Source organism: Candidatus Aciduliprofundum sp. HYA1, assembly GCF_056175085.1.
Window position 1 is genome coordinate 1,008,881 of the sequence record NZ_CM149694.1, and the last position, 20,539, is coordinate 1,029,419.

General features: G+C 47.3%; 22 protein-coding genes. 9 read left to right on the top strand and 13 right to left on the bottom strand.

Going from position 1 to position 20,539, the window contains the following annotated elements:
* Positions 1 to 5 precede the first annotated feature (5 nt).
* Positions 6 to 1,226, top strand: a complete 1,221-nt coding sequence (locus AC0S1O_RS05570) for a cation:proton antiporter (RefSeq protein WP_475393339.1) — start codon at positions 6 to 8, stop codon at positions 1,224 to 1,226.
* On the opposite strand, the gene AC0S1O_RS05575 is transcribed toward AC0S1O_RS05570, so the two are convergent.
* Genes AC0S1O_RS05575 through AC0S1O_RS05585 form a run of 3 tightly spaced genes read right to left on the bottom strand, consistent with a single transcriptional unit; the run spans position 1,210 to position 2,640 of the window.
* Positions 1,210 to 1,782: an endonuclease dU gene (locus AC0S1O_RS05575; protein ID WP_475393340.1), complete on the bottom strand. Its 573-nt coding sequence runs from the start codon at positions 1,780 to 1,782 to the stop codon at positions 1,210 to 1,212. The two genes, AC0S1O_RS05570 and AC0S1O_RS05575, sit on opposite strands and share 17 nt — an antisense overlap.
* Positions 1,779 to 2,132 carry a peptidyl-tRNA hydrolase Pth2 gene (gene pth2, locus AC0S1O_RS05580; protein ID WP_475393341.1) on the bottom strand — a complete coding sequence of 118 codons (354 nt, stop codon included), beginning with the start codon at positions 2,130 to 2,132 and terminating at the stop codon, positions 1,779 to 1,781. The genes AC0S1O_RS05575 and pth2 overlap by 4 nt, the downstream gene beginning before the upstream one ends.
* Positions 2,122 to 2,640, bottom strand: coding sequence for a DUF1616 domain-containing protein (locus tag AC0S1O_RS05585; RefSeq protein ID WP_475393342.1), 519 nt, complete (start codon positions 2,638 to 2,640; stop codon positions 2,122 to 2,124). The genes pth2 and AC0S1O_RS05585 overlap by 11 nt, the downstream gene beginning before the upstream one ends.
* Before the next feature lie 73 nt (positions 2,641 to 2,713).
* Between AC0S1O_RS05585 and AC0S1O_RS05590 the strand changes: the two genes are divergently transcribed.
* A complete protein-coding gene (locus AC0S1O_RS05590; RefSeq protein WP_475393343.1) occupies positions 2,714 to 4,294 on the top strand; it encodes a radical SAM protein in 1,581 nt (526 codons plus the stop codon).
* A gap of 52 nt (positions 4,295 to 4,346) precedes the next feature.
* Positions 4,347 to 5,999, top strand: a complete 1,653-nt coding sequence (gene thsB / locus AC0S1O_RS05595) for a thermosome subunit beta (RefSeq protein ID WP_475393344.1) — start codon at positions 4,347 to 4,349, stop codon at positions 5,997 to 5,999.
* A 24-nt stretch (positions 6,000 to 6,023) separates the two neighbouring features.
* Here the strand turns inward: thsB and AC0S1O_RS05600 are convergent, their stop codons facing one another.
* The 3 genes from AC0S1O_RS05600 to AC0S1O_RS05610 are packed head-to-tail and all read right to left on the bottom strand — an operon-like array spanning position 6,024 to position 8,363.
* Complete coding sequence (locus tag AC0S1O_RS05600; protein WP_475393345.1) at positions 6,024 to 6,968, bottom strand: radical SAM protein; 945 nt, start codon at positions 6,966 to 6,968, stop codon at positions 6,024 to 6,026.
* The gene (locus AC0S1O_RS05605; RefSeq protein ID WP_475393346.1) at positions 6,940 to 7,752 is read right to left on the bottom strand and encodes an NAD(P)/FAD-dependent oxidoreductase; all 813 of its coding nucleotides are present in this window, start codon (positions 7,750 to 7,752) and stop codon (positions 6,940 to 6,942) included. Before AC0S1O_RS05605 ends, AC0S1O_RS05600 begins: the two co-directional genes overlap by 29 nt.
* Positions 7,731 to 8,363 (bottom strand): isochorismatase family protein, encoded by a 633-nt coding sequence (locus AC0S1O_RS05610; protein ID WP_475393347.1) that lies wholly within the window; start codon positions 8,361 to 8,363, stop codon positions 7,731 to 7,733. The genes AC0S1O_RS05605 and AC0S1O_RS05610 overlap by 22 nt, the downstream gene beginning before the upstream one ends.
* A gap of 337 nt (positions 8,364 to 8,700) precedes the next feature.
* On the opposite strand from AC0S1O_RS05610, the gene hutI reads away from it, so the two are divergent.
* Together hutI and rimI are read left to right on the top strand one after the other, a co-directional pair.
* Complete coding sequence (hutI, locus tag AC0S1O_RS05615; RefSeq protein ID WP_475393348.1) at positions 8,701 to 9,924, top strand: imidazolonepropionase; 1,224 nt, start codon at positions 8,701 to 8,703, stop codon at positions 9,922 to 9,924.
* Entirely contained in the window at positions 9,905 to 10,339 is a 435-nt protein-coding gene (gene rimI, locus AC0S1O_RS05620; protein ID WP_475393349.1) for a ribosomal protein S18-alanine N-acetyltransferase, read from the top strand. Before hutI ends, rimI begins: the two co-directional genes overlap by 20 nt.
* Positions 10,340 to 10,344: 5 nt before the next feature.
* On the opposite strand, the gene AC0S1O_RS05625 is transcribed toward rimI, so the two are convergent.
* Both AC0S1O_RS05625 and queA read right to left on the bottom strand, forming a co-directional pair.
* Positions 10,345 to 11,541, bottom strand: a complete 1,197-nt coding sequence (locus tag AC0S1O_RS05625; RefSeq protein ID WP_475393350.1) for a methionine adenosyltransferase — start codon at positions 11,539 to 11,541, stop codon at positions 10,345 to 10,347.
* Positions 11,542 to 11,590: 49 nt separating this feature from the next.
* On the bottom strand, positions 11,591 to 12,589 hold the full coding sequence (queA, locus tag AC0S1O_RS05630; protein ID WP_475393351.1) for a tRNA preQ1(34) S-adenosylmethionine ribosyltransferase-isomerase QueA: 999 nt from the start codon (positions 12,587 to 12,589) through the stop codon (positions 11,591 to 11,593).
* A gap of 76 nt (positions 12,590 to 12,665) precedes the next feature.
* Here queA and moaC point away from each other — a divergent pair, with 76 nt between their 5' ends.
* Both moaC and AC0S1O_RS05640 read left to right on the top strand, forming a co-directional pair.
* Entirely contained in the window at positions 12,666 to 13,100 is a 435-nt protein-coding gene (gene moaC, locus AC0S1O_RS05635) for a cyclic pyranopterin monophosphate synthase MoaC (RefSeq protein WP_475393352.1), read from the top strand.
* Position 13,101: 1 nt separating this feature from the next.
* Positions 13,102 to 13,596, top strand: a complete 495-nt coding sequence (locus AC0S1O_RS05640) for a MogA/MoaB family molybdenum cofactor biosynthesis protein (protein WP_475393354.1) — start codon at positions 13,102 to 13,104, stop codon at positions 13,594 to 13,596.
* A 5-nt stretch (positions 13,597 to 13,601) separates the two neighbouring features.
* On the opposite strand, the gene AC0S1O_RS05645 is transcribed toward AC0S1O_RS05640, so the two are convergent.
* The 4 genes from AC0S1O_RS05645 to eno are packed head-to-tail and all read right to left on the bottom strand — an operon-like array spanning position 13,602 to position 17,692.
* On the bottom strand, positions 13,602 to 15,017 hold the full coding sequence (locus AC0S1O_RS05645; RefSeq protein WP_475393355.1) for an aminopeptidase: 1,416 nt from the start codon (positions 15,015 to 15,017) through the stop codon (positions 13,602 to 13,604).
* Positions 15,018 to 15,073: 56 nt separating this feature from the next.
* The gene (locus tag AC0S1O_RS05650) at positions 15,074 to 15,889 is read right to left on the bottom strand and encodes an MEMO1 family protein (RefSeq protein WP_475393356.1); all 816 of its coding nucleotides are present in this window, start codon (positions 15,887 to 15,889) and stop codon (positions 15,074 to 15,076) included.
* Complete coding sequence (rpsB, locus tag AC0S1O_RS05655) at positions 15,886 to 16,485, bottom strand: 30S ribosomal protein S2 (RefSeq protein WP_475393357.1); 600 nt, start codon at positions 16,483 to 16,485, stop codon at positions 15,886 to 15,888. Before rpsB ends, AC0S1O_RS05650 begins: the two co-directional genes overlap by 4 nt.
* A gap of 1 nt (position 16,486) precedes the next feature.
* Complete coding sequence (gene eno, locus AC0S1O_RS05660) at positions 16,487 to 17,692, bottom strand: phosphopyruvate hydratase (RefSeq protein WP_475393358.1); 1,206 nt, start codon at positions 17,690 to 17,692, stop codon at positions 16,487 to 16,489.
* Between the two features lie 85 nt (positions 17,693 to 17,777).
* Between eno and AC0S1O_RS05665 the strand changes: the two genes are divergently transcribed.
* Positions 17,778 to 18,176 (top strand): hypothetical protein, encoded by a 399-nt coding sequence (locus AC0S1O_RS05665; protein ID WP_475393359.1) that lies wholly within the window; start codon positions 17,778 to 17,780, stop codon positions 18,174 to 18,176.
* On the opposite strand, the gene AC0S1O_RS05670 is transcribed toward AC0S1O_RS05665, so the two are convergent.
* Positions 18,169 to 20,004, bottom strand: coding sequence for a threonine--tRNA ligase (locus AC0S1O_RS05670; RefSeq protein ID WP_475393360.1), 1,836 nt, complete (start codon positions 20,002 to 20,004; stop codon positions 18,169 to 18,171). The two genes, AC0S1O_RS05665 and AC0S1O_RS05670, sit on opposite strands and share 8 nt — an antisense overlap.
* An 84-nt stretch (positions 20,005 to 20,088) precedes the next feature.
* Here AC0S1O_RS05670 and AC0S1O_RS05675 point away from each other — a divergent pair, with 84 nt between their 5' ends.
* Complete coding sequence (locus AC0S1O_RS05675; protein WP_475393361.1) at positions 20,089 to 20,532, top strand: DUF2721 domain-containing protein; 444 nt, start codon at positions 20,089 to 20,091, stop codon at positions 20,530 to 20,532.
* The last annotated feature ends 7 nt before the right edge of the window (positions 20,533 to 20,539 follow it).

Here is a 20,539-nt window from a genome sequence, read left to right on the forward strand (position 1 = left end):
TTTTGATGAGCATAAACGACTTTTTATTCTCCCTGATTCTCCTTATCTTTCTTGGCCGTGCACTTGGTTTGCTCTTCGTTAGGTACAAGTTTCAGAGTATGATTGGCGAGGTTCTTGGAGGAGTGCTTCTGAGTCCCCTGTTTCTCGGGTTTCTGTACCCCAATGAGATTCTAAGAATATTCAGTCAGTTTGGTATAATTATGATCATGCTTCTCTCTGGACTGCTCACAGATTTCCGGGCATTCAACGAGCACAAGTACAAGAGCATACTGATTGGTGTGATGGGTGTCGTGTTTTCAATGGGCATAATTTTTACGATTTTACATATTTTCAACGTTAGTTTGGAAGCCTCTCTTTTTATAAGCGTGATCCTCTCAAACACTGCGGTGGAGGTCTGTGCCAACATATTGATTAAGAGCAAAGTTTCCAAGGACATTCAGGCCGTTATAATGGGAGCCAGCTTTGTGGACGATATAGTGGCTGTTTTTCTTATTGGAGTTGTGGGTTCTATTACCCTTGGCTCTGAGGTCACACTCTCCTCCATATTCGTTCTGTCATTAAGTGTAATAGCGTTTTTGGTGGTCTTCCTTCTACTTGTGCCCTATCTCCTTGAGCGCTATCAGGTGATAGACAAATTGATTGGCAGTGGCCCACAGCGAGAGAAGGTCCTTCTAACCTTTACCATACTCTTCTCCCTGCTTCTTGGTCTGATAGCCCAGTACACCGGACTCCAGGTTGTAATTGGTGCTTATATAGCAGGACTGATTATTGGAAAATGGGGCTCCAAGGTTGGGCCAATGCTGCGGAGACGGGTTGCCTATGAGGATCTTATCGGAGACATTGAGCCATTTTCCCATGCTCTTTTCACACCGCTGTTCTTTGGATATGTGGGTCTGACTCTGGGTAACGTGCTTGCAGAATTTGGCATCACCTGGGAGATGGGATTGCTGGTAATTACCCTGACAATCGGTGCTCTTGCAGGTAAATGGCTTGGATGTGGGACAGGAGCGTATCTCTCAAAAATAGAAATGAAGGAGGCCCATTTTGTGGGCATTGCAATGGGTGGCCGTGGAGCACTGGAGTTGGTGCTTCTCTCCCTGGGATATCAGAAGGGAATAATCAACGGAACCCTATTTGCCTCCGTGGTGCTCGTCACCCTTCTAACTGTGATAATCACACCGATTATCCTATCCCTCTACGAGAAAAGGCTCATGGCTTCCCCCTAGACTCGCCAAAGTGCAGGGCAGAGGCGATGAGGTGAGCCACTCTCAAGGGCTCTGGAATTGCGCCCCTGACGGTGAATGATCTAATTACTTTCATTGCCTCGTCCATGGAAATGCCCACACGCTGCACATATATTTCAAATTCTCCGTTTTGTATTCTTTCAATTTTGTGCTTTTTCAACAGTTTCATTCTGTATTCCCAGTCCTCAAAATGCTTTCTAAGAGCATATTCCATGGCCTTCAAATCCGGGTTTTTTCTCGATATCACAATTACGGGGATCTCCTTTTCTTCCCATATTCTTTCTATGTCGACTATGTTGAATCCGCCAAAGGTTATGCCCTGCAGGAAGATCACCTTTATTTGCCTCCCATACTTTGAGTTGAGCATGTCAATGATCGAGTCGGTGGAATCAAGGGCATCCACCCCTATTTTCCTTCTCAGCATACCCTCAAGGTAGTTTGGAGCTCTCAAAACCACACCGATAAGATCAACCTCGCCGGGGATGTGGGGAACGAAATAGGAATCGTCTATACCGAGGGCCCTTATGTATTTCTTCATAGCAGGGGTAAATTGCCCGTGACCTTATTAATTGTTTCCTCTGGAGCAGGGCCTATCCCAAGGCATGTGATCGTTCCGGGAGGGATCTCTGTGAGTCCCGCATCCTTTATTAGGGATGTCACGAGCCCGAGGGTTTTGGCCTTGAATTCCAATTCGTACAGATCCCGAAGAGTTTTTGCCTTCACAACAACCTTCTTCTGCCCCTCCCTCACCCACTCCTCCAGATGCGGATTTTTCTGTTTCTTGGATTTCAGGGTGCATTCTACGGCCGCATGGGCCACCTGAACTGCGAGTTTGCCGCATGAGAGTTTGAGATCCTCCCTGACCACTATTACCATCTTATATTTCATTCACAACACCTCGGAGTTCATCAATTTGCTCATCCAGATTTCTTATATCTTCAAGCACCTTCTTGCGTTTTTCTTCGTACTGGTCCCTTCTTCTGGGATTTATTTTTATGAATCTCTCAATTTCCTCCAGTTCTTTTATTTTTTTCTTTCTCTCCTTTAAAAGCGTGTCCAAGAGCACGAGCTTATCGTGCTTGTCCTCCTTCTCCAGTCCCATCCATCTTCTCAGTGTGGGATATCCTCCCCTGTAAAAGCCTATGATGAAGAATAGAACCGTTAGGTTTAGGAGCGTGATCCAAAGGTAATTTGCGTAGAACAGCGCGGAGTAACCGAGCACATACCCAACCAAAATTGAGATCACTATGCTCATCCCCATGCCCAGGCCTATGCGATAGAGTTGATCGTATTCCAGATCCAGTTCTCCCCTTTTAGGAAAGAGCATGTTTATGAATGTGTATCCGGGAAGGAAGAAGAGCATAAGCACCGCGGCAATCACCTGAAGCACGCCCATCCATTGAGCATAGACCCATAATATTTAAATGTTTTAAGGGAGGGCTTAAATATCCAGTCATCATTCTTTCTCTGTGAAGGTTGTGATTCTCGATGGCTATGTGGACGAGCCCTCAATTCTCGGAGTTCCCCCCTATATCTCCCCCTACGTCAGGGAACTCGTGGGTGTGTGCAAAGAGCTAGGGGTGGAATGGGAGTACATGACCATTGACCAGTGGAGAGCCGGCGCCGTGCCCAGGGGAGATATACTTGTTGCGGTAGGAGGAGCCGTGGTGCCCGGAAAGTACCTGCGTACATATCCCGCATCCCTCCGGGAGATAAGGGAGATATTCTCATCCTTCAAAGGAACAAAGATTTTTGGTGGGAGCGTTGCCAGGTTTGAGAGGCCAGATGTTGGTGCCGACATTCTTTCCTTGGGTGATGTGGATGCCCTTCTTTATGATGTTCTAACTGAGAATTTCACGCACCACAGGTTCCACGGGCTTGATGAGTGGAACCGCTGGCTCAAACTTGGTGCGGAGGTTGTAAAGTATCATCCCGATTTTCCCGAGCCCCTGGTTGTGGAGATTGAAACATTCCGGGGGTGTCCAAGGTACATAAATGGTGGATGCTCATTCTGCATAGAGCCCCTGTACGGTAAGCCCCTGTTCAGGGAAGTGGATGATATTGTGGAGGAGATGCAAATTCTTGCAAATTTGGGCGTTAGGAATTTCCGCATTGGGGGGCAGACCTGCATATACTCCTACCGCGCATATGGCATAGGCCAAAAGGAGGTCCCGGAGCCAAATGTTCCTGCCCTTGAGGAGCTTTTCAGTAGGGCGAGCAAGGTGCCCCATAGGGTTTTGCATGTGGACAATGCCAATCCTGCGGTGATTGCACAATATCCTGAAAAAAGCGAGAGAATAACAGAAATCATAGTGAGATACACCACTTCAGGCAACGTCCTAGCCTTTGGAATGGAGAGCGCGGATCCTGAGGTTATAAGGGCAAACAACCTGAACTCCACGCCGGATATGGTCATGGAGGCCATAAAAATTGTGAATGAAATAGGTGCAGATAGGGGCGAGAATGGCATGCCAAAACTTCTGCCAGGGCTGAATTTTCTGTGTGGACTCTGGGGCGAGAGAAAAGAAACATATGCAATGAATTTCAAATTCTTGAAAGAAGTATTAAATCGCGGTTACCTCCTACGCAGAATAAACGTAAGGCAGGTGGCATCCATACGCAACGATTTCAGGTTGAAGTACAGGCACCAATGCTGGAAGTTCCGAAAGGATGTGCGGGAAAAAATAGATGCTCCCATGCTCAGGAAAATAGTTCCCCGTGGGACCGTGCTCAGGGATGTATTTCTTGAGATGCGCAGGGGAAACTACACATTTGGAAGGCAGCCGGGTTCCTATCCCCTCATAGTGGTGCTTCCTTACGGAAGGGATGTGGGAAATTATGTGGACGTGAAGGTCATAGGGTACGGAGAGAGGAGTTTAACGGCGCTTGAGTACCCAATAAATGTGAATGAAGCTCCATTTTCAACCCTAAGGGCTGTGCCAGGAATAGGAGAGAAAAGGGCAGCGGAACTCGTGCGCAGGAGACCATTCAGGGATATGGAGGAACTGCGTGAAATTTTTGGAGAGGCCGAAGAGTACTTTTCCCTCTGAATCCGTTATTTTTATATAGAAGAACTATCTTACCGAACTTGAGGTGATAAAGATGATGGGAGGACAAGTACCCATTCTCGTGCTCAAGGAAGGCACTGAGAGAGAAACCGGTAGAACCGCACAGAAGAAGAACATTGAGGTTGCAAAGGCGATAGCGGATGCAGTGCGCACCACCCTTGGTCCAAAGGGTATGGACAAGATGCTTGTGGATAGCCTTGGAGACATTGTCATAACCAATGATGGAGCAACAATACTCAAGGAGATAGATGTGGCACATCCAACTGCCAAGATGATGGTTGAAGTTGCAAAGGTTCAGGACACCGAGGTGGGAGATGGAACCACAAGCGCCGTGGTGCTTTCTGGTGAACTTCTCCACAAGGCCGAGGAACTGCTGGAGCAGAACGTGCATCCAACCATAATAACCAACGGTTATCGCCTGGCAGCTGAGAAGGCACTGGAACTTCTCCCTGAGCTTGGCATAAAGGTTGATAGCGATGAACTTCTCAAGGAGATAGCAATGACTGCAATGACGGGTAAGAACGTGGCAGAGGCCAAGGAATACCTTGCCGATATAGCCGTGAAGGCCGTCAAGTCCATTGCCGAGGAGAAGGACGGAAAGACCATTGTTAATGTGGATAATATAAAAGTTGAGAAGAAGCAGGGAGGAGGCATAAAGGATACTGAACTTATTGATGGTGTGATCCTCGATAAGGAGAAGGTTCATCCACGTATGCCCAAGGTTGTGAAGAACGCCAAGATTGCCCTCATCAATACCGGTTTTGAGGTGAAGAAGACCGAGATAAGTGCAAAGATTGAGATCACTGATCCGACGCAGATACAGGCATTCCTCGACCAGGAGCAGGAAGAGATAAAGAAGATGGTTGACAAGGTCAAGGAAGTTGGAGCAAATGTCGTATTCTGCCAGAAGGCCATTGATGATATAGCGCAGCACTACATGGCCAAATATGGCATATATGCAGTGCGCCGCGTCAAGAAGAGCGACATGAGCAAACTGGCCAAGGCAACGGGTGCTAAGATAATAACCAACTTGGACGACCTAACTCCTGAGGATCTCGGATACGCCGAGATCGTTGAGGAGAGAAAGATAGGCGAGGACAATATGACATTCGTGCGCGGTTGCAAGAATCCAAAGAGCGTTAGCATTCTTATAAGGGGAGGCACCGAGCACGTTGTGGATGAGGCAGAGCGTGCTTTGCATGACGCCCTGAAGGTTGTTGGAGTTGCCCTTGAGGATGGCTATGCCGTTGCAGGCGGCGGAGCAACCGAAATTGAACTGGCATTGAAACTGAGAGAGTATGCACCCAGTGTTGGCGGCAGGGAGCAGCTGGCCATTGAAAAGTTTGCGGATGCTCTTGAGATAATACCCAGAACCCTGGCGGAGAATGCAGGTCTGGATGCCATCGACATAATAATGAAACTCAAGGCAGAGCACCAGGCGGGAAAGAAATACGCGGGCATCGATGTATTTGAGGGCAAGATAGTTGACATGGTGGAGAGGAAGGTCATAGAGCCCATGCGCGTTAAGAAGCAGGCCATAGAGAGCGCCACAGAGGTAGCAACGATGATCCTACGCATTGATGATGTCATTGCCGCCAAGAAGAGCGAGACACCCAAGGGAGGCCAGGGAGGACCTGGTGGACCCGGAGGAATGGGCGGCATGGGCGGAATGCCCGGGATGATGTAAATCCCCAAATTTTTCTATTTTTTATCAGACATCTATTTTCAAGTTTCGTGCAAAGGTGTATGATTCAAGCAGGTCCGGCTTATCTTTCAGGTACCTGAGTATGAACATACCGCAGTTAGAGCCTATCTCGTTCTCCCTCGTATCTCCTATGGAGATTATAACATCGTAGCCATACCTTTTAAGCTTTTCAACGAATTCTCTGTGCTTCTGGGGCATTCCGGATATGAGGTCTACATCGTTGGTCAGGCCATTCATCGTTGAGCTCACGGTGGGATTTATGGGTGTGATTTTTATGAGGAAATGCTCTGGCGAGAAATGCTCTTTGATCACATCCGCGTCCACAATATTTTCCTTGGCTAGGGCGAAGTTGAGCGTGATTTTCAATCCACCTTCATCGTAAAACTCTTCACCATATCTCGCAATTTCCTCAAAGCTCCACTTTTTGACGGGAATTATCTCGTCTCTCATCTTCTGATCTGTCGTGTGTATTGAGAACTGAAGCTGAAAATTTCTGGGGTATTTTCTCTTCTTAATTCTCTTGAGTTTCCCGAAGAATGAATCCACCCCCACGGGGGCTACTGTTGAAAGTGATGGGAAGAAGTTTGGATACTCATCGCCCAGATGCTCAATGGCATCAAGCACAGCGGGATTGAAACTTGGCTCACCCATCCTTGCAAACTGAACCTTGAACTTTCTAGTTCTGGGCACTCCACCAAATCTTCTAGTAACGGGATAATGAACCTGCTCAAGAATCTCCTCTTTGCTCAACTTGCCTTTATAAAAGAAGCCAGCATCGCACATCTTGCAGCCCACGGGACAGCCATTGAGGGAGGATACAATCAGAACCCATTTTTCCTCAATCCTTCCCGTTGGAATGGATTCCACAAACTCAACTATATTTCCTCTGCTCGTTCTTCCTATGTACACCTTGGCCACGGACTCATCGCCTATTTCCTTGAGGATTTCCATACCTCTCACGCCTCCATATATCCATCGCAACCCTTATTCCGTCTGCAATTGCTAGCGAGCTCTGGCGGTACATCCCGTTTTTCACATCTCCCGCCAGATATATATTTGGGTGGGTAATCCCTTCCACAATATCAATGTTTGGAACACGCCCAATGGCAGCCAAGAGGGCATCCGCTTCGAATTCTCCGGCAGTTGTGATTATCTTCTCCCCTATCTTCACAATCTCTCCCCTCACCAGTTTTATTCTCGGATTCACGCGTACCTCCCGCTGCAATGCAGGTATGGCTTTCAGCTCGCTCCTGTGAAGAACCACAACCTCGCAGCCCATATCTGCCGCTGAGAGGGCATAATCAAGTGCTATGTCCCCACCCCCAACGATCAGAACTTTAGAGGGGGTATAATTCAACTCTCGTATATGGTAGATGAACCCAGGGAAATTCAGCTTTCTTGGTCGGGTGCCAGTGGCCACAATGAGGTATTTGAACTCAAATTTATCTTCCGATGTTTTTGCGGTTAGACCCTCATCGGCCATTATCTCTGTTACCTCCTCTTTGATTATGTTTAACGAGTATTTGCTCACATACCCATTCAGAATTTTAACGAACTCTGGGCCGGGAAGTCCGGAGGGAAACAGCATCGTGTTATCTATCCTGTGCGCATTTTCAATGAGTCCGCCAACCTTTCTTTTCTCAAGTATTATGGGCTCAAAACCGTATCTTTTAAGCTGCACAGCGGCGCTTATGCCTGCTGGCCCTGCCCCTATTATTCCCACGAGCGCATCCATTCCATCACATCCTTCAAGGTTGGGGTTGGAGCAAATCCGTGCGCTAGGGCTCTAAGGGTACATAGGTGCATCTCTGCGTTCTTCGTGGCCGTGCCATCAATCGGAAAGATAACATTGAACCCGCGGACGAAGGCGGCTCTTGCGGTGGTTTCACAGCAGAGATGAGTCATCACCCCTGTGATTATGAGGGTATCCACGTTTTTATCTCTCAAAATATTTTCAAGATTCGTGCCATAAAACGCGTCGTAGGTTCTCTTCTCAATTATTTCATCGCCGTACTCCCTCAATTCCGGCATTATTTCGGTGTCATGATTGCAGGGCATGGCATCGCCCCACCATCTTTCCATAATATCGCCCCCATGGCAGTGTCTCGTCATTATTGTGGGAATTTCGAAGCTCCTTGCAAAAGAATAGAAATCCTGAAGTTTCTGGATCAGCGCGGGAGCGCTGGGCAGGTATGCATTTTTTTCTCTCTCTAAAAAATAGCGCTGCAGGTCAATGCCAAGAATTGCCACCTTCTTTGGTTCTATGGCTGCCAGCTTTCTGGGTCTGAAATAATTATTCCGCGTATTCTCAACGAATTCAGGAGTGAGATATGCCTCGGAGAGCATGGTTCTGGCATGTGGATATTTGATTAAGGTTTTATCCATAAAACACCCTTTTTGTTTTCAGCCCATTGCCTGTCCTTCAGAAATATGCCAAGATTTGCCAGAGCCATCACGGAAAAGAACAAGGCGGATTACGTTCATTTTAGTTGCTTCCTAAGGGGATTTTGGAGGTAACATGGAATATCCGAAACTCGCATAATCTCGGATATTGAAGTTATCCGGAAATTTCGTTACTCTATAACTCCCCAAACAACCAAACATCAATGAGTATATGATGGCACACCATTAAAAATTTTCTCCCGACGCACCATTTTTATACTCTCTCCCCATATCCACCAATATGCTTCTCATCAAGAATGCATCGCAGCTTCTCACCCTGCATGGAGGAATAAAAAAAGGGAGTTACGATCTGGGGATAATAGAAAATGGAGCCGTGCTTATCGACGACGACCGAATTGTGGAGGTGGGTAAAACAAGAGAGTTGAAGGGAAGTGCAGAAATGGAAATAGATGCATCCGGGCGTGTTGTGATGCCCGGTTTTGTGGACCCTCACACTCATCTCGTTTTCTCAGGTACGAGGGAAAATGAATTGTACCTGAAATTGCAGGGTTACTCTTATCTTGAAATTTTAAAGATGGGGGGTGGAATCCTGCGCACTGTCCGGGCCACGAGGAGCGCAACGAAGGAAGAGCTGATGGAGGAAACCAAAAGAAGGTTGGATTACATGCTCACCAATGGCACCACCACGGCGGAGGCGAAGAGCGGGTACGGATTGAATTTTGAGACGGAAAAGAAGATGCTTGAGGTTATAAATGAAATCGCACACCCCATTGACCTCGTGCCAACTTTTCTCGGTGCGCACGCGGTGCCTCCCGAATTCAAGAACAGTGGTGAGTACATTGAGTATCTGAAATCCATAATCCCTGAGATTGCCCCGCATGCTAAATTCATTGATATTTTCTGCGAGAAAGGCGTGTTCAACGCGGAGGAATCAAAGGAGTATCTTGAAGAGGGTAAAAAATACGGGCTTGTGCCTAAGATACACGCGGATGAGATTGAGGATATTGGGTGCACGCGTGTTGCTGTGGATGTTGGAGCCATAAGCGCTGATCATCTTGTGAAAACCAGCGAGGAGAGCATAGAAAATATGAGAAAAAGTGGAATAATAGCCACATTGCTTCCTGCCACACCCTATATGCTTTTAAGCAAGGAATACGCCCATGCCAGAAAATTCATTGAAGCGGGAATACCCGTTGCACTTGCCACTGACCTGAATCCAAATGCATACACGGAGAGCATGCAGATGGTCATCTCTCTCGCCATAACGCAGATGCGCATGCTTCCAGAAGAGGCAATTGCGGCCAGCACGATAAATGCCGCAGCTGCCATAGGAATGGAAAACGAAATAGGGAGCATTGAGCCAGGCAAGCAGGCAGATATAATAATTTTAGATGCTAAAAATTACCAGCAAATCGGCTATCATTTTGGCGTGAATCTCGTTGAAAAGGTGATAAAAAGGGGCCGCATAGTCTGGAGGCGAAGTGATGGTCTACTTCATACGTAAGTTTCAGGAGGAGGACCTGCTGGATGTGCTAAACATAGCAAACGAATCTCTCACTGAAAATTACATTCCTGAGCTTTTCTTGGACATACACCGGGCCTGGCCAGAGGGATTTCTTGTGGCCGTAACTGGTGACGTGGTGGGTTTCATAGCAGGGATAAAGCAGAGAGTGGAGGCAAGAATTCTTCTTCTCGCTGTTAAGAGTGAGTTTAGAAATATGGGGATAGGTTCTGCGCTTATGAAGAGATTTATTACGCTGTGCAAATCCGAGGGCATACTCTCCGTGAGACTTGAGGTACGCACAAAAAATCTCCGGGCGATCGAATTTTACAAAAAGTTTGGATTTAACATAATTTCCTATGTGCCAAATTACTACACCAATGGTGATGATGCCTATATAATGTGGAGGGAAATATGAAGAAATCAGAAGACGTTTATTTTTCCTTCCACAAGCATCTCAGTTATCTTTGATATGTTGGCGAGCCATTCGTCTGCAATGTTTCTGAACTCCTCCTTGTACCTGTTTAGATTTACACCCTCTGCTGGTATTATCTGTATGCTTGCCACCTGGGGCTCATCCACGGGCTTACCTATCTGTGAAACTATGCGTACGTTCACCTCCTTTATATCCCCATCCCCTGCCTTTGCTATGTCCTCTGCAATTTTGAATGCCAGGATGTTGTACAATTTGCCCACGTGGGTTACTGGATTCTTTCCCGCAGAAGCCTCCATGCTCATTGGCCTGTATGGGGTTATCAATCCATTTACCCTGTTGCCACGACCCACCGAGCCATCGTCTCCGTTTTCCATGCTCAGTCCAGTTACAGTGAGGTAGAAAACCTCCTCATCCAGAAGATCTCCCGTGTTTATGAAATAATTCACCTCCTTATCTGTGAATTTGAGTGCAAAATCAGTTAAAATATCTTTGAGTTCCTCCTTAACGTTCAGGTAGTGATCCTTATCGGGGGTGTGCCTTCCCACAAAGGCGGCGGCCACGGTAATGTTTATTTTCTTTCCATTTCTGAATCCCATGACCTTTATGTCCTCGCCTATCTCCGGCAGTTTGTCCTTTAGAGGTCCGTTTATGTATCTCTCCGTCTCGTAAACTATCTTTTCGAGATCGCTCATGGGTGCGTAGCCCACGCCGAAGGATGTATCATTTGCCAGATACTTTTGCGTATCGTACAATCCGCGCAGATCCACAGAGCCCTGGCCGATCATACAGTCTATGATCACATCCTCCTCAATGTTCAGATTGCGGTAATGCTTCTTGAGAAAATCTGCTGCAGCCCTCTTTGCTATGGTCCTGTAGGGTACTCTCTCACCGTTTACCATTGTGGTTGCCCTTCCTGAAAGGAGAATGTAAACGGGCTCCAAAACCTGGCCACCACCAAATTTGGGTTTGGCCTGGCCACCCACAATCTCGGCCTGATCAGTGTTGTGATGCAGGATCCTTCCATAATGCTCAAGATAATATTTTGACAGGGCCCTGCTTATGCTCTCGGCAATGCCATCTGCCACGCTATCTGGATGTCCTATTCCTTTCCTTTCTACAATTTCCACATCCCTCTCTTCAACGGGAGTTGCTGTGAATTCCTCTACAACAATGTTTCTTGCCATAGTGATGGAAATCTTTAATAATACTAAAAATTTTTTGTAGTTTTAAGCGCTACATTTTGAAAATGAGCATTGCATCTCCAAAGCTGTAAAACCTGTATCTTTTCTCCACAGCGATCCTGTAAGCATGCATAATCCTTTCGTATCCACCGAAGGCCGTTACAAGCATTATGAGAGATGATCTGGGCACATGGAAATTTGTTATAAGGGCATCCACCCCAGCCTGAAACTGGTAACCGGGATAGATGAATATGTTGGTGTATCCCTGGGAGGCGTGAATCTTCCCTTCCATAGCAGCACTTTCAAGGGCTCTCATAACCGTGGTGCCCACCGCGAATAGCCTTCCGCCGCGGTTGTTTATCATATCTGCAACCTCCTGATCCACAATATAGTACTCTTCATCCACCCTGTGCATCCTTATGTCCTCAGTTTTCACGGGCTTGAATGTGCCGTAACTCACATGCAGTGTTATGTATCCGATCTTCACACCCTTTTCCTCTATCCTTTTGAGGAGTTCCGGGGTAAAGTGCAGCCCGGCAGTTGGAGCAGCAACGGCTCCCTCTTTCCTGGCAAATACAGTTTGGTACTTTTCCTCCGCCTTCGGGACTTTCTTCTTTATGTACGGGGGCAGCGGAACCTCGCCCCTCTTCCTTGCCAGTTCCATTATGTCGCCTGAGAATTCAATGTCGCATATGCCCTCATTTTTCCTGCGTACCACTCCTTTTATGTCCTCAAATATTAGAACGGTGCCCGGGCGGATCTTCTTTCCCTTGACCAGGCAGCGATAGAAATTCTCATCTATCCTCTCAAGTATCAGGATTTCAACCCTGCCTCCAGTATCCTTTATACCCTTTAACCTTGCCCTTATAACACGGGTATCGTTGAGTATGAGCACATCCCCACTCTCCATATATTCGGGTAAATTGTAGAAGAACCTGTGCTCTATACCCTCGCGCAGAACCATAAGGCGTGCGTGGTCCCTCGGCTCCACGGGCTCTTGGGCTATGAGATCCTCGGGTAAATGGAAATCGTATTTTTGCAGGGAGTACATCGGGCATAGCATTTCATAATCATTGATTAAATTTGCTGTGGGCAAAATTAAATAAGATGAAAGGCGATATGCTTCTATGGGCATGGTTGACATAAGTGGAAAAGAGGAAGTGCTGCGCGTTGCCAGGGCCAGGGGCACCATAGTGCTTAAAAGTACAACAGTTGATGCCATAAAAAATGGGAAAATAAAGAAGGGCGATGTTTTTGAAACCGCCAAGGTTGCGGGAATGCTTGCGGTGAAGAACACTCCGAACATTATTCCCCATTGCCATCCTATACCTGTGGAGTATGTGGGATTCAACTTCAACATGCACGGCAATCGTATAGATGTGGAATGCGAGGTCAAGGCGCATTACAAGACGGGCGTGGAGATGGAAGCCCTTACCGGTGTGAGTGTTGCCCTACTCACAATATGGGACATGGTGAAGTACCTTGAGAAGGACGAGAACGGGCAGTATCCAATGACCCAGATTCTCGGAATTGAGGTTCTGGAGAAGAGAAAGGGTGAGTGATATGGGCGTGAAGGAGCACAAGAAGCATTCCTACAAACTCAAAATCGGAGTCATAACGGTGAGTTCAACCCGCAGCGAGGAAACTGATGAATCCGGAAAGATCATAATGGATGAGGTGAAGAATCATGGGCACGAGGTTTGCGACTACGCAGTGGTTAAAGATTCAAAGTTGGAGATTCTTCGTGCCCTTTTTGATTTCCTTTCCAAGTGCGATGCCATAATTCTGAATGGGGGAACTGGGATGAGCAGAAAGGATGTCACCGTGGATTCCATAGAAGGTATATTGGATAAAAAATTGCCCGGTTTTGGAGAGATCTTCAGATTGAAGAGTTATGAGGAAATAGGCACCGCCGCCATGATGTCCCGTGCCCTTGGAGGCATGTGCTGCGGAAAATTGATATTTGCAATTCCAGGCTCAAGGGGCGCGGCGAAAACGGGATGTGAGGTAATATTCAATGAGATAAACCATATGTGGTACGAGATAAATAGGGATTAAAAAAATTATTGAGAGAGGAAGACCTTGTAGGCGAGGTAGGCACTCCAGACATCCATCTTGCTTACCAGTTCAAAGGGTGAGTGCATGCCTATGACGCCGGGCCCCATGTCCACAACGTCCATCCCGTACTTGGCGAAGAACTTGGCTATTGTGCCACCTCCACCTTCGTCCACCTTACCCAGCTCAGCGAGTTGATAGGGTACCTTGTTCTTCTGGAATAGTGTTAAAATCTCGTGCATGAACTCTGCGGTTGCCTCGCTTGAGCCATACTTTCCTCCGTGGCCAGTGTATTTGGATATGACCACTCCGTAGCCGGCCTTGGCAGCGTTCTGTATGTCGTGTACACTCTTGAATATTGGGTTGATGGCAGCGCTCACATCCGCGCTTATGGCCTTTGTTCTGTAGAGAATCTCAAGGAATTCTGGATATGTGTAGTTTGGCTTTATTATGGCGAGAACCTTGGCAAGCACGTACTCAAGGAAATTGCTCTGTGCCCCCACGTTTCCGTCGCTTCCTATCTCCTCTTTATCGTAGAAGAACGCGATGCTCGTGTAGGTGGGATTTTCAACCTCAAGTATGGCACGGAACGAAGTATAGGCGCAAATCCTATCGTCATGGCCGTAGGCTCCAACAAGGCCACGATCAAAGCCAACATCCTTGGGATCCTCTGCCGGTACGATTTCAAGATCTGCAGAGTTGAAGTCCTCCTCAACTATGCCATATTTTTCGTTGAGGTACTGAAGAACATGCATCTTCACCTTCTGCTTTATGTCCTTATCCTCTATGGGTATGTTGCCAACCACAAGTTGCAGTTCCTCTCCCCTTATCCCGTCAAAGAGTTTTCTCTCTCCCTGTACCTTCCTTGCAAGGTGTGGAAGCAGATCTGGTATCACGAAAACTGGGTCTTTTGGATCCTCGCCGATCCTCAAATTTATCCTTCTTCCATCCTTCGTGTACACAATACCGTGGATCGCGAGGGGCCTGGAAACCCACTGGTATTTCTTTATGCCGCCATAATAATGCGTCTTTAATAATGCCAGGGAAGAATCCGCATCCTCCCACAGAGGATTGGGTTTCACATCTATGCGAGGGGCATCAATGTGAGACACAACGAGCCTGAATCCATCCAGGGGCTTTTTACCCACAACACCCAGAGCCAGGGCTTTCTCCCTGTTTACAACGTAGAACTTATCTCCGGGTACAAGTTGATTCTTTTTTGATAGGTCCTTGAACCCGTACTTTTCTGCAATGGTGAGAAGGTAATCCACCGTTTCTCTCTCAGTCTTTGCTTCCTTCAAGAATTTCTTGTACTCTTCAGCAAATTTCATTGCTTCTTTAATATCCTTTTTTTTCAGGTTGAGCCACATGCTCTCCCTCTTCATAGAAAGTTTATCCTCCAGATTATCCTTTTTCCTTGCCATAGTATCACCTCTTGCATCGTAATGCATTTGCCTGATTTAAAATTTTTCCAAGGTTTTTATTTTTCAACCTTAATTGCAGCGTAGCCAACTACATCCTGCATGGGCTGCACATCGCCGCTTGTTGCGTATTTCAGAAGAGTGCCTCTTCCGTTGGTGGCCGTGAGCATTGCCGTTACTGGGCCATATCCGCACATGGTTATATTGTGCTTGGCAATCACATCGTAGAGACCCTTCGTGTCACCCTTCAAAATTTTCTCAATTGCAAGTGCATCTTTTCTGTAAGCATCCTGCCTTGGAACGTAGTGGGAGAAGTCGGATGATGCGATGACCACGACATCCCTGCCACCTATGGCATCCCTTATTATCTTCCCCAGTTCAACGGCTATTTCGTGCTCCTGAATGAGCATGGAAATCGGGACAAATTTTATCTCTCTCTTGAAAAACTGTAAAAATGGAAGCTGAACCTCTATGCTGTGCTCGTATCTGTGCGCGTAATCATCAATATCCACAATTTCCCTTGCTACCTCCCTTGCCAGTTCCCTATCTATCTGAACCCTTCCAAATGGGGTAAGGAAATCCTCAAGGGTCACTGCCACGCCTGATCCAATTCCGTAGTGATTTGGCCCGATTATTATGAATGTATCCGGAAAGCCGTCTTTGGCCAATGCTGCGTAAAAATGTGCTGCCACGGGCCCTGAAAATATATAACCCGCATGGGGAACCACACCACCCACTATCCTTCTGGGCCCATCTGGTGAGAGGGAAGGGACCTCTCCAGGGCCAAGGGGATGAATAAAAAGTTGACTGAGCATCACCTGCAGTTCTTTTCTCTCACCCGGGTAAAATTGGCCGGCAACTGCAGGATACCTCATAGGGGTGCCTCAAAGTCCTCAATGGTGTACTTGAACTCCTCGTCGCTTTTTATTTCTCCCCTCTCCTTGAGAATCTCCCTTGCCAGAAGCCAGTATATGAGAGCGAGGGCCCTGCGTCCCTTGTTATTCGTGGGTATCACGAGGTCCACATAACTTGTACGGTTGTTTGCATCGCAGAGGGCAACAATCGGTATCTTGGATTTAACGGCCTCCTTGAGTGCCTGGGTATCCGCCGCAGGGTCGTTTATGAGAATGACCTTTGGTTCCATGTATCCTGGAAGTTTCGGATTTGTGAGTATGCCCGGGATGAATCTGCCAGGTACGACCTTGGCTCCACCTATAGCCTCTGCGAATTTTATGGATGGTTTCTGTCCATACTGCCTCTGGGACACCACCAAGATATCCTCCGGTGCATATCTTGCCAGGAACTTTGCTGCCAGACGTATTCTCTCATCTGTCTTCGTTATATCAAGCAGGTACAGGCCGTCGTTGCGAACCTTGTATATGAATTTCATCATATCCTTGTTCTTCACCTGGGTACCGATATGCACGCCCGCCGTGAAGTACGTGTTTTCATCTATCAGCAATTCCACCATATCACTCACCTTTTATCTCCTCTTCAATCCTTATCATCTCGTTCAATTTGGCTATCCTCTCTCCCCCTATTGCACCAGTCTTTATAAACTCTACGCCGAATGCCACGCCTATATGCACTATGCTGGCATCGCATGTCTCACCGCTCCTGTGTGAGATCATTGTGGCGTATCCATTCTCCTTTGCGAATTTTATCGCCTTAACGGTATCTGTGAGCGTGCCTATCTGATTGGGCTTTATGAGCACAGTGTTGGCAGCGCCCTTGGATATTCCCATCTTTATGCGCTCAACATTTGTCACGAATATGTCATCACCCACAATGTAGGCAAGATGCCCTATTCTCTCCGTTAATTCTGCGAAACTATCAAAATCCTCCTCGTCAAAGGGATCTTCCACAATATAAACTCCGTAATCCTTAACGATGCTCTCAACGAAATCCACCTGCTCTTCCGGGGTGAGGACCCTGTTTCTGTAGTGGTACTTTCCATCGTGGAAGAATGAAGATGCGGCGAAATCCAGCGCGGGCTTTATGCTCACCCCCGTGCTCTCACTTGCCTCCTTTACTGCCTCAACAACGAGTTCTATGGCTTCAATATCGTCCATGGGCGCTATCCAGGCCTTCTCGTCACCCAATCCTAGCGAGAGGTTCGGAAATCTTTCCCTGAGTTTCTTACCCACGATCTTATGCACTTCCGCGTTGGCAAAGACATTGTCCTTGGCGCTTTCGCTCAAACTAACTGCCAGCATCTCCTGGATTGTGGTGCCTCCAACCGCGTGTTTCCCTCCGCCCAAAACATTTCCCACGGGTTTGGGAATGTTTCTTGCGAAGGTACCCCCGAGGTACTGGTAAAAGGGCAGGCCAAGGGAATTTGCGGCTGCCTTGGCTATGGCAAGAGATACGGCAGTGGCTATGTTGCCACCAAGCATTGAGAAATCTTCGGTACCATCAATCTCATGCAGTATGGCATCAACATCCTCCTGCTGGGTGGAATCCATACCTATGAGGTTGTCCATTCTCTCCTTGAAATATTTGATTCCGGCGTCTATGCCTCCCGCAGGATAGGCCTTTACCTCATGCTTCCCTGTTGATTTACCTGCAGGGGCGGCGGCACGGCCATAGCCGTTGAGGGTGTACACCTCCACCTCTACGGTGGCATTTCCTCTTGAGTCCAGAATTTTGCGCAGTACTATATCCTCTATCAGCGTCATATTTAGCACCTCTTTGAAAGGGGCTATGCCCATAAGATATTTAAAGTTTCCAAAAATTATTTTTATTGCACTTGCATTCTTATTTATGGATTTGATGAGCACAAATGCCAAGGGAAAAAATGTTCGTGGCAAGAAACTTCTTCTCTATGGCTCGTGCCTGGATGAAAGCCCCGAGTATCTTGAAAAATTCAAAGATTATACGAAACTTGCATTTTGCCCCGAGAGGGAGCACATAAACATGGCATTCTACAAACTCATGGCCATGCTCTCCGTTGCAGATGAACTTGTTGTGATTACTACAGATGGCTCGCCCCACTGTGTGCAGATGCATTACATAGCAGAGGAAGTACTGCGCTATTCAGCCAAGAAATTTCCTCTCAGGCACTTCGTTGTCAATAATGGAAAACTCGTAGAAATAAGTGCTGAGGATGTCAAGATATCCCGGTACCTTTCAAAAATAAAAAAATTGAGGGATTCTACCTGAATTTTGGTCTCTGAGAGAGCAGTGGGGGTAGAGGCAACCTCCTTCTTGGATATCCATCGGTTTTCTCCTTCAATATGTTCAGCAGTTCCTCTCTGCTCATCTCCTTCATACCTTCGCCGCGAATTCTCACCGTGAGCATATTTCTCTCCTTCTCCCTCTCACCTATGACCACAATGTAGGGAATCCACTCCTTCTCCGCATCCCTTATCTTGCGGGATACGCTCAGATCGCGATCGTCCACATCCACTCGAAATCCCTGCTGTGTGAGGAAGTCCATTTCCTGAATTGAGCACCCCAGGAAATCGTCCTTAACGGGGATTATGCGAACCTGCGTTGGGCTCAGCCAGACAGGGAGCATGGGCTTCTTTCCCTTCTTTGCATCCATATCTGCCTTCTCCAGCATGGCGTAGATTATGCGTTCAACGGCACCGCTGGGAGAGCAGTGCAGTATGTATGGATGTTTCTCCTCTCCATTCTCATCGTAATAGGTTATGCCGTACCTCTTTGCATTCTCCACATCTATCTGTACGGTGCTCAGGGCGGCCGCCTTATTTAGTGAGTCCACAAAGTTGAACTCAAATTTGAGCACGAAATAGAAAAATCTCTCGTCCCACATCTGTATGAGCACTGGCCTGTTTACCAGGTGCACGAGTTCCCTTATGAACTCCTTGTTCTCCTCGTAAAACTCGCGGGTGAATCGTATGGCCACCTCATAATCTCCCAGCTCAAGCCCGAAATCCCTTAGCACTTCTATGGCCATCTCGTACTGCTTCTTGAACTCCTCCATGGCCTGGGGCATATCCGCTGCGAGGGTGTGCATATCGGGCATGGTGAATGCGCGCAATCTTCTCAATCCTGATAGTTCGCCCTTCTGCTCCCTTCTGAAGGCATACTTTGCCATCTCGTAGAGTTTCAGAGGTAGATTTCTGTAGGATATGGTGGCATCGTGCATCATAAGAAACTGGCCGAAGCAGGCGGCGAATCTGAGGAAATACTTATCCTTACCGCTCAGAACTATGTACTGCCTTGCAGGAAATCGATTGAGATAGGATTTCAAAGAGGGATGATTGAAATCGTACATTATTGGCGTTTCAACCTGCATGGCACCGTAATCAAGGACCTTGCCTTCAACATACTCCTCTATGAGCCCCTTTATCAATTTCCCCTTGGGATAGTAGCGCATATTGCCCGAGTCGCTTCCCGGCTCGTAATCTGCAAGTTCCAGGGCCTGCATGAGTTTCACATGCGGAGGAATTTCCTTCGCCGCTCTCGTGCCCGAGATTTCGTAATCTACAAATTTTTTCAGGTTTGGATACTTGGAGTAGTCAAAGTCCTGCACATCGTGCAGATCGCCATTTTTATCCATTATGTACCAGTATGTCGTCCTTTTTTCCGCCCTCAGGGCTTCGCTCTCCTCCTCCTTCTGGCCACGAATCTCCTTGCTCAACTCACTCAGAGGATGACCCTTGCAGGATATGACAAAACTCTTGTACCAGCCAAAGGGAGCACGATGCACCTCGTAATCCTCGCCCAGCATATTTTCCAGTTCTTTTAGAACTTTCATTGCCTCCGATGGCCCTGCGAGTTTGTTGCTCAGATGCGCGTAGGGATATAGCACGATGCGCTCAACATTGAGTTTCTCGGCTACGTCCACAATTTCGTTCTTTGCACGCTCAACGATGCCCGCATCTCCCTCCTCCACGGAGATAAATGCCACGAGACATTCCTCGTACCTCTCTTTTTTCTTTTCTATATCCTCGGCATCCTTCATGGCCTTGCTCTTTGACTCAAACTCTATGTAGTCCGCGTGAATGAAGAGAATACGCATGGGTGGGAATTTTTGTTAAGGTATAAAAGGGTTTTTACCCCTGAGTTTGAGAATGTTTATAATTGAAGATGCCTATATGCACCTATGGATACAATCCAGATACTTCAGGGTGCCCTTGCTCCCATACTTCTCATCTCTGCAGTTGGACTCCTGCTTCTTGGACTTGGAAACAGAATAGGACGGATAATTGACAGAATAAGGAAATTCTCCGAGGAGGTTCGCAGGGGTGAGGTGGGGGAAGAGAGAATGCGAATTATTCAGGCTCAAAAAAATACCCTGGTAAAGCGTCTCAAACTATGCAGAAATGCCATGCTGTATTACTATCTCACCATCCTGTTCACCTCCATATCCTCCATAATGTCCTTCGCCCAGTTTTTCAATCACCTATTTGGGTACCTTGCGGTATGGGCCCTTGCCTTTGCTCTGAGCGCACTGTTCATAGGCATAATTTACGCCCTCTACGAGGTTGTGTTCACCTACACGGCAGTGCTGAAGGAAGCATCATTCTATCTGGATGAAAATCGTTAAATACTCC

Coding starts and splice junctions, on each gene's coding strand:
- AC0S1O_RS05570 (WP_475393339.1), top strand. CDS start 6: ATGAGCATAAACGACTTTTTATTCTCCCTGATTCTCCTTATCTTTCTT.
- AC0S1O_RS05575 (WP_475393340.1), bottom strand. CDS start 1,782: ATGAAGAAATACATAAGGGCCCTCGGTATAGACGATTCCTATTTCGTT.
- pth2 (WP_475393341.1), bottom strand. CDS start 2,132: ATGAAATATAAGATGGTAATAGTGGTCAGGGAGGATCTCAAACTCTCA.
- AC0S1O_RS05585 (WP_475393342.1), bottom strand. CDS start 2,640: ATGGGCGTGCTTCAGGTGATTGCCGCGGTGCTTATGCTCTTCTTCCTT.
- thsB (WP_475393344.1), top strand. CDS start 4,347: ATGATGGGAGGACAAGTACCCATTCTCGTGCTCAAGGAAGGCACTGAG.
- AC0S1O_RS05600 (WP_475393345.1), bottom strand. CDS start 6,968: ATGGAAATCCTCAAGGAAATAGGCGATGAGTCCGTGGCCAAGGTGTAC.
- AC0S1O_RS05605 (WP_475393346.1), bottom strand. CDS start 7,752: ATGGATGCGCTCGTGGGAATAATAGGGGCAGGGCCAGCAGGCATAAGC.
- AC0S1O_RS05610 (WP_475393347.1), bottom strand. CDS start 8,363: ATGCTCTCCGAGGCATATCTCACTCCTGAATTCGTTGAGAATACGCGG.
- hutI (WP_475393348.1), top strand. CDS start 8,701: ATGCTTCTCATCAAGAATGCATCGCAGCTTCTCACCCTGCATGGAGGA.
- rimI (WP_475393349.1), top strand. CDS start 9,905: ATGGTCTACTTCATACGTAAGTTTCAGGAGGAGGACCTGCTGGATGTG.
- AC0S1O_RS05625 (WP_475393350.1), bottom strand. CDS start 11,541: ATGGCAAGAAACATTGTTGTAGAGGAATTCACAGCAACTCCCGTTGAA.
- queA (WP_475393351.1), bottom strand. CDS start 12,589: ATGTACTCCCTGCAAAAATACGATTTCCATTTACCCGAGGATCTCATA.
- moaC (WP_475393352.1), top strand. CDS start 12,666: ATGGGCATGGTTGACATAAGTGGAAAAGAGGAAGTGCTGCGCGTTGCC.
- AC0S1O_RS05640 (WP_475393354.1), top strand. CDS start 13,102: ATGGGCGTGAAGGAGCACAAGAAGCATTCCTACAAACTCAAAATCGGA.
- AC0S1O_RS05645 (WP_475393355.1), bottom strand. CDS start 15,017: ATGGCAAGGAAAAAGGATAATCTGGAGGATAAACTTTCTATGAAGAGG.
- AC0S1O_RS05650 (WP_475393356.1), bottom strand. CDS start 15,889: ATGAGGTATCCTGCAGTTGCCGGCCAATTTTACCCGGGTGAGAGAAAA.
- rpsB (WP_475393357.1), bottom strand. CDS start 16,485: ATGGTGGAATTGCTGATAGATGAAAACACGTACTTCACGGCGGGCGTG.
- eno (WP_475393358.1), bottom strand. CDS start 17,692: ATGACGCTGATAGAGGATATAGTACTGCGCAAAATTCTGGACTCAAGA.
- AC0S1O_RS05665 (WP_475393359.1), top strand. CDS start 17,778: ATGGATTTGATGAGCACAAATGCCAAGGGAAAAAATGTTCGTGGCAAG.
- AC0S1O_RS05670 (WP_475393360.1), bottom strand. CDS start 20,004: ATGCGTATTCTCTTCATTCACGCGGACTACATAGAGTTTGAGTCAAAG.
- AC0S1O_RS05675 (WP_475393361.1), top strand. CDS start 20,089: ATGGATACAATCCAGATACTTCAGGGTGCCCTTGCTCCCATACTTCTC.